The 13,018-nt window shown below is 69.8% G+C and carries 13 protein-coding genes; 7 read left to right on the top strand and 6 right to left on the bottom strand.

All coding sequences use genetic code 11. The features are described from left to right. The 4 genes from OH735_RS16915 to OH735_RS16900 all read left to right on the top strand — a co-directional run bounded on the left by OH735_RS16915 (position 1) and on the right by OH735_RS16900 (position 2,691). Entirely contained in the window at positions 1-159 is a 159-nt protein-coding gene (locus OH735_RS16915; protein ID WP_003967454.1) for a DUF4177 domain-containing protein, read from the top strand. Further along, a complete protein-coding gene (locus OH735_RS16910; RefSeq protein WP_406382376.1) occupies positions 159-629 on the top strand; it encodes a RidA family protein in 471 nt (156 codons plus the stop codon). The genes OH735_RS16915 and OH735_RS16910 overlap by 1 nt, the downstream gene beginning before the upstream one ends. A 326-nt stretch (positions 630-955) precedes the next feature. Then, positions 956-1,864: an NUDIX hydrolase gene (locus OH735_RS16905; RefSeq protein ID WP_406382375.1), complete on the top strand. Its 909-nt coding sequence runs from the start codon at positions 956-958 to the stop codon at positions 1,862-1,864. Next, a complete protein-coding gene (locus OH735_RS16900; protein WP_406382374.1) occupies positions 1,861-2,691 on the top strand; it encodes an MBL fold metallo-hydrolase in 831 nt (276 codons plus the stop codon). The genes OH735_RS16905 and OH735_RS16900 overlap by 4 nt, the downstream gene beginning before the upstream one ends. 76 nt (positions 2,692-2,767) lie before the next feature. Here OH735_RS16900 and OH735_RS16895 read toward each other — a convergent pair whose 3' ends face one another. Beyond that, a complete protein-coding gene (locus OH735_RS16895; protein ID WP_014046869.1) occupies positions 2,768-3,442 on the bottom strand; it encodes a Crp/Fnr family transcriptional regulator in 675 nt (224 codons plus the stop codon). Between the two features lie 184 nt (positions 3,443-3,626). Here OH735_RS16895 and nth point away from each other — a divergent pair, with 184 nt between their 5' ends. The 3 genes from nth to OH735_RS16880 all read left to right on the top strand — a co-directional run bounded on the left by nth (position 3,627) and on the right by OH735_RS16880 (position 6,880). Further along, positions 3,627-4,613: an endonuclease III gene (nth, locus tag OH735_RS16890; RefSeq protein ID WP_406382373.1), complete on the top strand. Its 987-nt coding sequence runs from the start codon at positions 3,627-3,629 to the stop codon at positions 4,611-4,613. 63 nt (positions 4,614-4,676) lie between these two features. Beyond that, positions 4,677-5,585, top strand: a complete 909-nt coding sequence (locus OH735_RS16885; RefSeq protein ID WP_406382372.1) for an NUDIX hydrolase — start codon at positions 4,677-4,679, stop codon at positions 5,583-5,585. A gap of 89 nt (positions 5,586-5,674) precedes the next feature. Further along, positions 5,675-6,880, top strand: coding sequence for a MarP family serine protease (locus OH735_RS16880; RefSeq protein WP_406382370.1), 1,206 nt, complete (start codon positions 5,675-5,677; stop codon positions 6,878-6,880). Between the two features lie 192 nt (positions 6,881-7,072). Here the strand turns inward: OH735_RS16880 and OH735_RS16875 are convergent, their stop codons facing one another. The 5 genes from OH735_RS16875 to acs form a co-directional block, all read right to left on the bottom strand. Then, positions 7,073-7,276 carry a hypothetical protein gene (locus OH735_RS16875; protein WP_406382369.1) on the bottom strand — a complete coding sequence of 68 codons (204 nt, stop codon included), beginning with the start codon at positions 7,274-7,276 and terminating at the stop codon, positions 7,073-7,075. A gap of 105 nt (positions 7,277-7,381) precedes the next feature. Continuing rightward, entirely contained in the window at positions 7,382-8,533 is a 1,152-nt protein-coding gene (locus OH735_RS16870; RefSeq protein ID WP_406382368.1) for an alpha/beta fold hydrolase, read from the bottom strand. Further along, the gene (locus OH735_RS16865) at positions 8,530-9,063 is read right to left on the bottom strand and encodes a phage holin family protein (RefSeq protein WP_406382367.1); all 534 of its coding nucleotides are present in this window, start codon (positions 9,061-9,063) and stop codon (positions 8,530-8,532) included. The genes OH735_RS16870 and OH735_RS16865 overlap by 4 nt, the downstream gene beginning before the upstream one ends. Before the next feature lie 47 nt (positions 9,064-9,110). Next, positions 9,111-10,523, bottom strand: a complete 1,413-nt coding sequence (nhaA, locus tag OH735_RS16860; protein WP_406382366.1) for a Na+/H+ antiporter NhaA — start codon at positions 10,521-10,523, stop codon at positions 9,111-9,113. Between the two features lie 312 nt (positions 10,524-10,835). Next, positions 10,836-12,833, bottom strand: a complete 1,998-nt coding sequence (acs, locus tag OH735_RS16855) for an acetate--CoA ligase (RefSeq protein ID WP_406382365.1) — start codon at positions 12,831-12,833, stop codon at positions 10,836-10,838. Positions 12,834-13,018 lie beyond the last annotated feature (185 nt).

The raw sequence follows: 13,018 nt of genomic DNA, 5'->3' as shown, positions 1-13,018 counted from the left end.
ATGACCAAGTGGGAATACGCGACCGTGCCCCTTCTCGTGCACGCGACCAAGCAGATTCTGGACACCTGGGGCGAGGACGGCTGGGAGCTGGTCCAGGTCGTTCCCGGCCCGAACAACCCCGAGCAGCTCGTGGCCTACCTGAAGCGGGAGAAGGCGTAGTGGCGGGCGTCGTCGAGGCGAAGCTCGCCGAGCTCGGGCTGACGCTGCCGGACGTCGTACCGCCGCTGGCCTCGTACCAGCCGGCCGTGCGGTCGGGGGTGTACGTGTACACCTCCGGCCAGCTGCCGATGGTGGACGGCAAGCTCGCGGTCACCGGCAAGGTCGGTGCGGAGGTCACGGCCGAGGAGGCCAAGGAACTGGCGAAGACCTGCGCGCTCAACGCGCTGGCCGCGGTGAAGTCCGTCGCGGGCGATCTGGACCGGATCGCACGGGTCGTGAAGGTCGTGGGCTTCGTCGCCTCGGCCTCCGACTTCACCGGGCAGCCCGCCGTGATCAACGGCGCCAGCGAGCTGCTGGGCGCGGTCCTCGGTGACAAGGGCGTGCACGCGCGCAGCGCGGTCGGCGTCGCGGTGCTGCCGCTGGACGCGCCGGTGGAGGTCGAGGTCCAGGTCGAGCTGGTCGAGGCCTGAGCGGTAGGTCGTCTGCTGGGGGCGGCGGGGCTTGAGGTGCGGGCCTGCCGGGGGCGGTGAGGCTTGAGCGGTACGTGCGCCTCCGGTCCGGTGCGGGCTTGAGCCGTACCTCCGCCGCCGGTCGGTTCGCGGGCCAGGAGCTTGCCGCGGCCGCGGTGCCGCCGCCCCGTCCGGCAAGGGCCGTGTCGTCGCGTGTGTTTGCCGTCCGTCGTCCGATTCTCTGATCCCGTCCGGTCGTGGTGACCGGGCGGGATCATGTGTGTACGGGGCATGTACGGATCAACATGCCTCTCGAACATCGGCGCGGTTCCGGATAGCCTCCGGCCATGTCCAATGGTCAGTGGTACCCACCGGAATGGCCCGACCGGATCCGGGCACTCGCCGCGGGCGAGCTGACGGCCGCGCCCCCGAGGCGGGCCGCCACCGTGATGCTGCTCCGGGACCCTGCCACGGGCACCGGGAGCGGCCCCGCGGTCCACATGCTGCGCCGCCGCGCCTCCATGGCCTTTGCCGGCGGCGCATACGCCTATCCGGGTGGCGGAGTCGACCCGCGTGACGACGACCGGCTCGTCGGCTGGGCCGGACCCGCGCTGGAGAGCTGGGCCGCGCGGCTCGGCGTCGATACGTCGGCCGAGGCCCAGGCCATCGTCTGCGCGGCGGTCCGTGAGACGTACGAGGAGGCGGGCGTCCTCCTCGCCGGCCCGACCGCCGACACGGTCGTCAGCGACACCACCGGCGCCGACTGGGAAGCCGATCGCGAGGCACTGGTCGCGCGCGAGCTGTCCTTCGCGGAGTTCCTGGACCGGCGAGGTCTGCTGCTGCGCTCCGATCTGCTTGGCGCCTGGGCGCGCTGGATCACCCCCGAGTTCGAGCCGCGCCGCTACGACACGTGGTTCTTCGTCGCCGCGCTCCCCGAGGGACAGCGCACCCGCAACGCCTCCACGGAGGCCGACCGCACGGTGTGGATCGGGCCCGGCGAGGCGGCCGACGGCTACGACCGGGGCGAGCTGCTGATGATGCCGCCGACCGTGTCGACGCTGCGGGCGCTCAGGCCGTACGGGACAGCCGCCGAGGCCCTGAAGGCGGCGGATTCCCAGGACCTCACCCCCGTACTCGCACAGGCGCGGCTGGAGGGTGACGAGTTGGTGCTGAGCTGGCCGGGACACGACGAGTTCACCAAGCACATCCCGAGCGGCCCTGCCGGTGCCGGTGGTGCGGGAGGCGAAGCGGGATGAGTGACGCGCACGCGCTGCCAGGACAGCCACGCGGCGGAGTCCTGTCCGGGCCCGCCACCACCCGTACGGTCAACGTCCTGGCCCCCAACGCCTCGCCGATGACGCTGGACGGCACCAACACCTGGATCGTCGCCGAGCCCGACTCCGACCTCGCGGTCGTCATCGATCCGGGGCCGCTGGACGACATACATCTGCGGGCCGTCATCGACACCGCCGAGCGAGCGGGCCGCCGGATCGCGCTCACCCTGCTCACCCACGGGCACCCCGACCACGCGGAGGGCGCGGCACGCCTCGGCGAGCTGACCCGGACGAAGGTGCGCGCCCTGGATCCGGCGCTGCGCCTCGGCGACGAGGGCTTGACCACGGGCGATGTGATCACCACCGGGGGGCTGGAGCTGCGCGTCGTGCCGACCCCGGGGCACACCGCGGACTCGCTCTCCTTCCACCTGCCGGCCGACCGGGCGGTGCTGACGGGAGACACGATCCTCGGACGCGGCACGACGGTCGTCGCGCATCCGGACGGGCGGCTCGGCGATTACCTGGACTCGCTGCGCAGGCTGCGCTCGCTGACCGTCGACGACGGCGTGCACACGGTGCTGCCGGGACACGGCCCGGTGCTGGACGACGCGCAGGGCGCGGTCGAGTTCTACCTCGCCCACCGCGCGCACCGGCTGGCCCAGGTGGAGACGGCGGTCGAGGCGGGGCACCGGACGGCCTCGGAGGTGGTGGCGCAGGTGTACGCGGACGTGGACCGGTCCCTGTGGCCCGCGGCGGAGCTCTCGGTGCTGGCGCAGCTGGAGTACCTGGGCGAACACGGGCTGATCTAGGCAGGACGGATGCGGCGCCCGGTTCGGCGCCCCGTCCCGTCGGCCGATCGGGCGGCCGACGGGACGGGGCGGCCGGCTAGCGGGACCGCTTCGCCAGGCGCTCCACGTCCAGCAGGATCACGGCGCGCGCCTCCAGGCGCAGCCAGCCGCGTCCGGCGAAGTCGGCGAGCGCCTTGTTGACCGTCTCGCGGGAGGCGCCGACCAGCTGGGCCAGCTCTTCCTGGGTCAGGTCGTGGACGACATGGATACCTTCCTCCGACTGGACGCCGAAGCGGCGCGACAGGTCGAGGAGGGCGCGGGCGACACGGCCCGGTACGTCCGAGAAGACCAGGTCGGACATCTGGTCGTTGGTCTTGCGCAGTCGGCGGGCGACGGCGCGCAGCAGGGCCGTCGCCACCTCGGGACGGGCGTTCAGCCAGGGCTGGAGGTCGCCGTGACCGAGACCGAGGAGCTTGACCTCGGTCAGCGCGGTCGCGGTCGCGGTGCGCGGGCCCGGGTCGAAGAGCGACAGCTCACCGATCAGCTCGCCGGGGCCGAGGACCGCAAGCATGTTCTCGCGCCCGTCCGGCGAGGTGCGGTGGAGCTTCACCTTGCCCTCGGTGACCACATAGAGGCGGTCGCCCGGGTCGCCCTCGTGGAAGAGCGCGTCGCCGCGTGCGAGGGTCACCTCACTCATCGAGGCGCGGAGCTCCGCGGCCTGCTCATCATCGAGCGCCGCGAAAAGCGGGGCGCGCCGCAGAACGTCGTCCACGAGTTCTCTCCTTGTCGGCCTGTTCAGGGAACCGTGGTCCCCATCATGCCGGACGGTAAAACAGTGCGATCAATCACAAACCAGTTTGACGCACGGGCGTGCCGAATAGTGCGGCAGGGGGCCGATCGGGGGCGGATACGCGGTGACTGGGGCGGATGTCAGCGCGTGGCTCTAGGCTGGCCGGGTGTCCAAATCGCCGGTGAGAGTGCAGGCCAAGGGGGCTGATGGGGTGTCGGAAGGCCGTGATTCCGCTGTGGGCGAACAGGGTGCGAGTCGCCCGAAAAAAGCGGCAAAACGCCCTCCGGTCGGGCAGGCTCCAAAGGCCGGAGTGAAGGCCGGAGCGAAGACCGGTGCGAAGACCGGAGTGAAAGCCGGCGCGAAGACCGGTGCGAAGACCGGTGCGAAGCCGGAATCGCATCTGGCGATGGTCCGTCGCGCCCGCAGGATCAACCGTGAGCTCGCCGAGCTGTACCCGTACGCCCACCCCGAGCTGGACTTCAGGAACCCCTTCGAGCTTCTCGTCGCCACGGTCCTCTCCGCCCAGACCACCGACCTGAGGGTCAATCAGACCACTCCCGCACTTTTCGCCGCCTACCCCACCCCCGAGGACATGGCGGCGGCCGTTCCCGAGGAGTTGGAAGAGCTCATCCGGCCGACCGGCTTCTTCCGGGCCAAGACGAAGTCGCTGATAGGTCTCTCCGTGGCGATCAGGGACAATTTCGGGGGCGAGGTACCGGGCCGCCTCACCGATCTAGTCACCCTGCCGGGGGTCGGCCGCAAGACCGCCAACGTGGTGCTCGGGAATGCCTTCGGTGTACCGGGCATCACCGTCGACACCCATTTCGCGCGCCTGGTCCGCCGCTGGAAGTGGACGGAACAGGAGGCCCCGGAGAAGATCGAGGCCGAGATCGGCGCGATCTTCCCCAAGAGCGAGTGGACGATGCTCTCCCACCGTGTGATCTTTCACGGCCGCCGCATCTGCCACGCCCGCAAGCCCGCCTGCGGGGCCTGCCCGATCGCCCCGCTCTGCCCCGCGTACGGGGAGGGCGAGACCGACCCGGAGAAGGCCAGGAAGCTGCTGAAGTACGAGATGGGCGGTCAGCCCGGTCAGCGGCTGAGTCCGCCGCCGGACTACCCGGGCAAGTCCGCGCCGGCCCTGGGAGCCGACTGACGCACGGGCGTTCGCTCCGGAACGAAATGCGTGACGACAGGCGTTGTGAGACGAGGGGTGCCTATGAAGACGCACGAACAGAGCACGCACGAACAGGCCGCATACGGGCAGACCGCACACGGGCAGGTTGCGGATGAGCAGATCGTGGGCGAGCAGATCGCGGAAGCGGCAGATGCACCCGCATCCGCGACGGCGCATCCCGTAGCGGTACACCGCGCGTCGGCGGGCCCCGCGTCGGTCAGCCCCGCGGCTGCGGTCGCAGCAGCATCGGCCGCCGCCGCCCCGGCAGGTGCCGGTCACGGCGGTGCCATCACCGTCACGGCCGACGGCCTGCCCGCCTGGCTCACGCCCGTGGCCCGTGCCGCGCAGACCATCGAGCCGGACCAGCTCAGCCGCTTTCTGCCGCCCGAGAGCGGCGCCGGGCGGCAGTCCGCCGTACTCGTACTGTTCGGGGAGGGCGAGCGCGGCCCCGAACTGCTCCTCATGGAGCGATCCGGAAGCCTGCGTTCCCACGCTGGGCAGCCGTCCTTCCCCGGCGGCGCCCTGGACCCGGAGGACGGCGACCAGGCGACCACAGGGCCGCTCAGGGCCGCACTGAGGGAAGCCCAGGAGGAGACCGGCCTCGATCCGCGCGGGGTCCAGCTCTTCGCCGTACTGCCCCGGCTCTACATCCCGGTGAGCGGCTTCGTCGTGACACCGGTTCTCGGCTGGTGGCGGTCGCCGAGCCCGGTCGGCGTCGTCGATCCGGGTGAGACCGCCCGGGTCTTCACCGTTCCCGTGGCGGATCTCACGGATCCGGCCAACCGCGCGACCACGGTCCATCCGAGCGGCCACCAAGGCCCGGCATTTCTGGTCGAATCCGCCCTGGTCTGGGGTTTCACGGCCGGAGTGATCGACCGGATTCTGCACTTCGCGGGCTGGGAGCGCCCGTGGGACACCGCCAAGCAGGTGCCGCTCGACTGGCGCGCATGACAGGCTGACTCCCAGCGCTGTGTTGTCCGGCCGTGCCCGGACCCAGCCGAAGGCCCGGGCCCGGTGACGAATCTGCGAGGCTATAGACGGTGAACGTGCTGGACATCCTGCTGCTGGCCGGCGCCGTGTGGTTCGCGGTCATCGGCTATCGCCAGGGGTTCGTCGTCGGCATCCTGTCGGTGATCGGGTTCCTGGGCGGCGGTCTCGTCGCCGTCTATCTGCTGCCGGTCCTGTGGGACCAGTTGACGAACGGTTCCGAGGTCTCATCGACGGCAGCCGTCGTCGCCGTCATCATCGTGATCGTCTGCGCCTCGGTGGGGCAGGCATTCACCACCCACCTGGGAAACAAGCTCCGCAGGTACATCACGTGGTCGCCCGCGCGCGCCCTCGATGCCACCGGCGGCGCCCTGGTCAACGTGGTCGCGATGCTGCTGGTCGCCTGGCTGATCGGCTCGGCACTGGCCGGTACCTCGCTGCCGACGCTGGGCAAGGAGGTCCGCAGCTCCTCGGTCCTGCTCGGCATCTCCCGCGTGATGCCCACCCATGCCTCCACCTGGTTCACGGACTTCTCTTCGGTCCTCGCGCAGAACGGCTTCCCGCAGGTCTTCAGCCCCTTCGCCGACGAGCCGATCACCGAGGTCAGGCCCCCGGACCCGGCGCTGGTCGGCAGCCCCGTCGCGGCCCGCGCCAAGGAGTCCATCGTCAAGGTCGTCGGTACGGCCCCGAGTTGCGGCAAGGTCCTCGAAGGCACCGGCTTCGTCTTCTCCGACCGCCGGGTGATGACCAACGCCCATGTCGTCGGCGGCGTCGACGAGCCGACCGTCCAGATCGGCGGTCAGGGACGGCTGTACGACGCGAAGGTCGTCCTCTACGACTGGCAGCGGGACATCGCCGTACTCGACGTCCCGGACCTCGACGCGAAGCCGCTGCAGTTCACCGACACCGATCACGACGCCCGGACCGGGAACAGCGCCATCGTCGCGGGCTTCCCGGAGAACGGCTCGTACGACGTACGCGCCGCGCGTGTCCGGGGTCGCATCGATGCCGACGGCCCGGACATCTACCACCGGGGCACCGTCCGCCGCGATGTGTACTCGCTCTACGCGACGGTCCGTCAGGGCAACTCGGGCGGACCGTTGCTGACCCCCGACGGCAAGGTGTACGGGGTCGTCTTCGCGAAGTCGCGCGACGACCAGGACACCGGTTACGCGCTGACGGCCGACGAGATCCGTCAGGACATCGCCCACGGCCGCACCGCCAACCAGCAGGTCGACAGCCAGGCGTGCGCGCTCTAGGCGCGCGGGCGCACCGAGCGGCCCCGGCGAACATGTGGGGGTCGCACCGAGCGGCCCCACGTCCTCGGTGAGTCGCTTCAGGCGTACGGAGCGTGCGCCGACGATCCACGCGTACTGACCCGTGGCAGTCGGCGAAGAGCGGTGGAAGCCCCGCCCGGCCGGTGAATGTTCACCGGTCGGCCGGGGCGGATCTCATCCGCGTGGATGGCGCAGTCGCGCCGAGACCCAGCGGGCCCGCCGGCGCAGAATGCGCGGGATACCGAGTTGGGGATCATGCAGAACATGCATACCTTGCACCCGGCCCTGGGGGCCGCCCCCCTCATGAGTGCTCGGACCCGCCGTGGCGGTCGAGCGACGGTTGCGTGCTGCGTCACCGAAGTCGTGCGTCCAGCCCATACCCCGACGTCTGCCCGTGCCTCATGGTCGGTAACCGCCCATCCGCCAGCCAATTGGCTTATGCGCCGGGCAATTGGCTGTTCGTCGGACAACTGTGCCGCACGGCTACCGGTCGGGCTCAGGATCCTTGAGCCAGTTGATGAGTTCGGCCGAGAAGCCGGCCGGATCCTCCTCGTGCGGGAAGTGTCCCAGGCCGTCGAAAAGTCGCCAACGGTACGGCGCTTCGACGTACTCGCCGGACCCCGCCGCGCTCCGCGTGCGGATCGCCGGATCGAGTGAACCGTGCAGGTGCAGTGTGGGCACCCGCACCGGCCTCTTCATCCGCCGGTTGAACTGGATTCCGTCCGGACGGGCCAGGGAGCGGACCATCCAGCGGTACGGCTCGATCGAGCAGTGCGCCGTCGACGGAATGCACATCGCGCGGCGGTAGACGTCGATCGCCGCGTCGTCGGGGAATTCCGGCGTCCGGGGGCCCGACCAGTCGCGGATCAGCCTGCCCACCAACGCCGCGTCGTCCGCGACGAGCTGACGCTCCGGCACCCACGGACGCTGGAAACCCCAGACGTACGAGCCCGCCCGGGACTGCGCGAAGTCGGAGAGCATCGACGAGCGCCAGCGGCGGGGATGCGGCATCGAGGAGACCACGAGGCGGCGTACCAGCTTCGGCCGCATCACAGCGGCCGTCCAGGCCAGGTAGCCGCCCATGTCATGGCCGACCAGCGCTGCGTCCGGTTCGCCGAGCGAGCGGACGACGCCGGTGATGTCGAGTGCCAGGTTGGCGGGGTCGTAGCCCCGGGGCGTACGGTCGCTGCCGCCGACGCCGCGCAGGTCCATCGCCACGGCGCGGAAACCGGCGTCGGCGAGTGCGGTGAGCTGATGGCGCCAGGTCCACCAGAACTGCGGAAAGCCGTGCAGCAGCAGCACCAGTGGCCCCTCGCCGAGCTCGGCGATGTGGAAGCGGGCGCCGTTGGCCGCCACGTCCCGGTGGGTCCACGGCCCGTCGATCCGCACCGGCCCACCGGCACCGGCCGCGCCCATCGGGCCCAGCGGACCGGCCGCGCCCGTCTGGCTCGCCACGCCTGCCGGGTCGGGCGAACTCTGCGACCGGGGCGCCCTGAAGTCGTCCGGGCCTCCATGGCTCACCTGGTCCACCTGGCTTGCCTGATTCATCTGACTTACTTGGCTTACCTGATCTTCCGGGCCAACTGAACCTTCCGGGCCTTCTGGGTCGGATGCGCTGGAATCGGGGACCGTCATGTGGACGAGCGTGCCATAGCGGACGACTTGTCCTGGACCGGAGACTTCTCCAGAGCCTTGTCCGCCAGTGTGCTGCCCACGACCGCCGGACGGCTCGTCCCCGCCGTGACGGCGGGCCGCGGGTGCGGCTTGACGCCCTGCAGCACGGCCGCTGTCTGCTTGGCCGAAGCGATGGACTTCTCCGGCGGCTTCACCTTCTTGAACTTGGCGATGGCGAACAGCGCGAGCAACACCCCGAGCACGATGAAGGCCGCGCCCACGATCAGGAACGACCACGCGAGGCCGAGTCCCAGGTTGTGGATTCCGTACGCCGCCGCGAAGCTCAGCACCGGGATCGCGAAAAGGAGCAGCACGCCCGCGATGACGAATGCCGTACTGCCGATGACGCCGCGCTTGACGTCCTGCCGCACTTCGGCCTTGGCCAGGGCGATCTCGTCGTGCACCAGTGCGGACATCTCGGCCGTCGCCGCGGCGACCAGCTGCCCGAGACTGCGGTCGGTGCTGCCTGCGTTGCTGCCGGGGTCGCTCATTCCTGACTCCCTCTTCCACTCTCCTGCTCAACACATCTGGTGTCAGATCATGCCGGACTGTCCGGCTTGACGCTCGCTGCCCCCGCCAGTTGGGCAAGGCGGCGGTGCTCGGCCGCCTTCTTCTCGTAGATCGCGGCCATCCGCAGGTGGTACTCCGGGTCGTCCTGCTCGTAGACGTCGGGCACGCCGTCCTCGTCCTCGTCGCGCTCCTCTTCCTCATGAAGCGTCCGGTATCTGCGTACCCGGAGTTTGAGCAGTACACCGGAGAGTACGGCGGCCGTCAGGGAGCCGAGCAGCACGGCGGCCTTGATCTCGTTGATCATGTCCTCGTCGCCGACGAAGGCCAGCTCGCCGATGAGCAGGGAGACGGTGAAGCCGATCCCGGCGAGCGAGGCGACCGCGAAGACATCCGCCCAGGCCAGGTCCTTGTTCAGCTCCGCCTTGGTGAAGCGGGTGGCCAGCCACGTACCGCCGAAGATGCCTATCGTCTTGCCGACGACCAGGCCCAGGACGACACCGAGCGTCTCGGGACGGGTGAAGACGCCCGCCAGCGCGCCGCCGGAGAGGGAGACCCCGGCAGCGAAGAGGGCGAACAGGGGTACGGCGACACCGGCCGACAGCGGGCGGATCAGGTGCTCGATGTGCTCGCCGGGGGAGTGGGTCTCGCCGTCCCGCCGCGTGCAGCGGAGCATCAGGCCCATGGCGACACCGGCGATGGTGGCGTGGATGCCGCTGTTGTACATCAGGCCCCAGATGACCAGGGCGAGCGGTACGTAGATGTACCAGCCGCGCACATTCCTGCGCAGCAGCAGATAGAAGACGGCGAGGCCGATGAAGGCGCCGATGAGCGCCATGAAGTTGATCTTCTCGGTGAAGAAGACCGCGATGATCAGGATCGCGAAGAGGTCGTCGACGACGGCGAGGGTCAGCAGGAAGGCGCGCAGCGCGTTCGGCAGCGAGGTCCCGATGACCGCGAGGACGGCGAGGGCGAAGGCGATGTCGGTGGCGGTGGGGACGGCCCAGCCGCCCGTGGAACCTCCGCCGGCCACGGCCACGAGCGTGTAGACGACGGCCGGAACCGCCATTCCGCACAGCGCGGCGACGACGGGGAGGGCGGCCGCCTTGGGGTCGCGCAACTCGCCCGCGACCAGTTCCCGCTTCAGTTCGACGCCTGCGACGAAGAAGAAGACCGCGAGCAGCCCGTCGGCCGCCCAGTGCTCCACGGAGAGGTTGAGGCCCAGCGAACCGGGACCGATGTGGAACTCGCTCACGGCCGCATACCCGGAACCGAAAGTGTTCGCCCACACCAGGGCCGCTACCGCGGCGACCAGCAGGATGACGCCGCCGACGGTCTCGGTGCGCAGGGCATCCGCGAGGTAGTTCCGCTCAGGGAGTGACAGACGTCCGAGAAAGGTGCGGCGGGACGAAGAGGAAGGGGGTGCGGGGGTGGGCGCGGCCACGAGTGGGGACCTCCGGGTCGGTACGGCAGCGATGGCATGGCTGATGCACTTGCCGACCAGACTTCCCGGCACACCCTGTGGAGATTTCTTATTGCTTTGTTAATGCGGCTGCCACTGTACCTGGGGTGTGCGGAGCTGTATCCGGTGATCTTCACCTTAAATGTCCGAGGGGCACCCGGCGCGTTGCCGGATACCCCTCGGGGACGTACTCACTGCGGGTCGCTCCCTTGCGGGCGGGCAGGAAGCGGAACCTGCGCCCGGTCCTCGGAAGACTGAGCCTGGGCCGAGTTCTCCGAGGAGCGGAACCTGGGCTCAGTCCTCGGAGGAGGAGGACGGCAGCTGGGTCTGGATGAGGTCCATCACCGAGGAGTCGGTGAGCGTCGTGACGTCGCCCAGCTCGCGGTTCTCGGCGACGTCACGCAGCAGACGACGCATGATCTTGCCCGAGCGGGTCTTCGGCAGCTCGGCAACCGGCAGGATCCGCTTCGGCTTGGCAATCGGGCCGAGCGTGGCGCCTACGTGGTTGCGCAGCTCCGCGACGAGCTCGTCGGAGGCCGAGGCCGTACCGCGCAGTATCACGAACGCCACGATGGCCTGGCCGGTCGTCTCGTCGGCGGCGCCGACCACGGCGGCCTCGGCGACCGACGGATGCGACACGAGCGCCGACTCGACTTCGGTGGTCGAGATGTTGTGCCCGGACACGAGCATCACGTCGTCGACCCGGCCGAGCAGCCAGATGTCGCCGTCCTCGTCCTTCTTGGCGCCGTCGCCCGCGAAGTACTTGCCTTCGAAGCGCGACCAGTAGGTGTCGATGAAACGCTGGTCGTCGCCCCAGATGGTGCGGAGCATCGACGGCCACGGTTCGGTGAGGACGAGATAGCCGCCCCCGCCGTTCGGAACCTCGTTGGCCTCGTCGTCGACGACCGTGGCGGAAATGCCGGGCAGGGCGCGCTGGGCGCTTCCCGGCTTGGTCTCCGTGACGCCCGGCAGCGGCGCGATCATCATCGCGCCGGTCTCGGTCTGCCACCAGGTGTCCACGATCGGGCACTTGTCGGCGCCGATGTGCTTGCGGTACCACATCCACGCCTCAGGGTTGATCGGCTCACCGACCGAACCGAGGACCCGAAGGCTGCTCAGGTCGAACTTGGCGGGGATGTCGTCACCCCACTTCATGAACGTACGGATCGCGGTCGGCGCGGTGTAGAGGATCGTGACGCCGTACTTCTGCACGATCTCCCAGAAGCGCCCCTGGTGCGGGGTGTCGGGCGTGCCCTCGTACATGACCTGCGTCGCGCCGTTGGCGAGCGGGCCATAGACGATGTACGAGTGGCCGGTCACCCAGCCGATGTCGGCGGTGCACCAGAAGACGTCGGTCTCCGGCTTGAGGTCGAAGACCGCGTGGTGGGTGTACGCGACCTGCGTGAGGTAGCCACCGGAGGTGTGCAGGATGCCCTTCGGCTTGCCCGTGGTGCCGGAGGTGTACAGGACGAAGAGCGGCTGCTCCGCCTCGAACGCCTCGGGGGTGTGCTCGGCGGACTGCCGGCCGGTGATCTCGTGCCACCAGACGTCGCGGCCCTCGGTCCACGCGGTGTCCTGGCCGGTGCGCCGCACCACCAGGACATGCTCGACGCTGTCGATACGGGAGACGGCGTCGTCCACGGCGGGCTTGAGTGCGGACGGATTGCCCCGGCGGTAACCACCGTCGCTGGTGATCACGACCTTGGCGTCCGCATCCTGGATACGGGCGGCGATGGCGTCGGCCGAGAAGCCGCCGAAGACCACCGAGTGCGCGGCGCCGATGCGGGCGCAGGCCAGCATCGCGATGGCGGCCTCGGGGATCATCGGCAGATAGACGGCGACCCGGTCGCCCTTGCCGACACCGAGCTCGATGAGCGCGTTCGCGGCCCGGGAGACCTCGTCCTTGAGGTCGGCGTATGTGATCGCGCGGCTGTCGCCGGGCTCGCCCTCGAAGTGGATGGCGACCCGGTCGCCGTGGCCGGCCTCGACGTGGCGGTCCACGCAGTTGTACGCGACGTTCAGCTTGCCGTCCGCGAACCACTTCGCGAAGGGCGGGTTGCTCCAGTCGAGCGTTTCGGTCGGCTCCGTGGCCCAGGTCAGGCGACGGGCCTGCTCGGCCCAGAAGCCCAGCCGGTCCGCCTCGGCCTGCTCGTACGCCTCCGCTTTGACGTTGGCGTTCGCGGCCAGATCGGCAGGCGGTGCGAACCGCCGCTCCTCACGAAGCAGATTGGCCAAGCTTTCATTGCTCACGACATCTCCCATTCCCAGGGTGTCCGTTGTGTCCCGGGGCACAGCTCATCAGGCCAAAGGCCGGGTGACAAGTGTCTGCCCGAAATTGGTTTAGACCTGTGTCTCGTGTATGGGCGTGCATGGAGACACAGTCCCGCCTCCCGTATGGCTGACGCGATGCGAGGCCGTACCGACCAGCGCCGTACCGACCAACGAAGGCCGAGCGGCACGGTGCGTTGCGGAGCGAC

It is taken from the genome of Streptomyces sp. NBC_01618, from assembly GCF_045209435.1.
Taxonomy (GTDB): Bacteria; Actinomycetota; Actinomycetes; order Streptomycetales; family Streptomycetaceae; genus Streptomyces.
Note: the sequence above shows the minus strand (reverse complement) of the source record. Positions and strands in the feature narration are given on the sequence as shown.

What these genes read in the sequence shown, in the direction of transcription:
- OH735_RS16915 (WP_003967454.1), top strand. Translation starts at nt 1, where the DNA reads ATGACCAAGTGGGAATACGCGACCGTGCCCCTTCTCGTGCACGCGACC.
- OH735_RS16905 (WP_406382375.1), top strand. Translation starts at nt 956, where the DNA reads ATGTCCAATGGTCAGTGGTACCCACCGGAATGGCCCGACCGGATCCGG.
- OH735_RS16900 (WP_406382374.1), top strand. Translation starts at nt 1,861, where the DNA reads ATGAGTGACGCGCACGCGCTGCCAGGACAGCCACGCGGCGGAGTCCTG.
- OH735_RS16885 (WP_406382372.1), top strand. Translation starts at nt 4,677, where the DNA reads ATGAAGACGCACGAACAGAGCACGCACGAACAGGCCGCATACGGGCAG.
- OH735_RS16875 (WP_406382369.1), bottom strand. Translation starts at nt 7,276, where the DNA reads ATGGGCTGGACGCACGACTTCGGTGACGCAGCACGCAACCGTCGCTCG.
- OH735_RS16870 (WP_406382368.1), bottom strand. Translation starts at nt 8,533, where the DNA reads ATGACGGTCCCCGATTCCAGCGCATCCGACCCAGAAGGCCCGGAAGGT.
- OH735_RS16865 (WP_406382367.1), bottom strand. Translation starts at nt 9,063, where the DNA reads ATGAGCGACCCCGGCAGCAACGCAGGCAGCACCGACCGCAGTCTCGGG.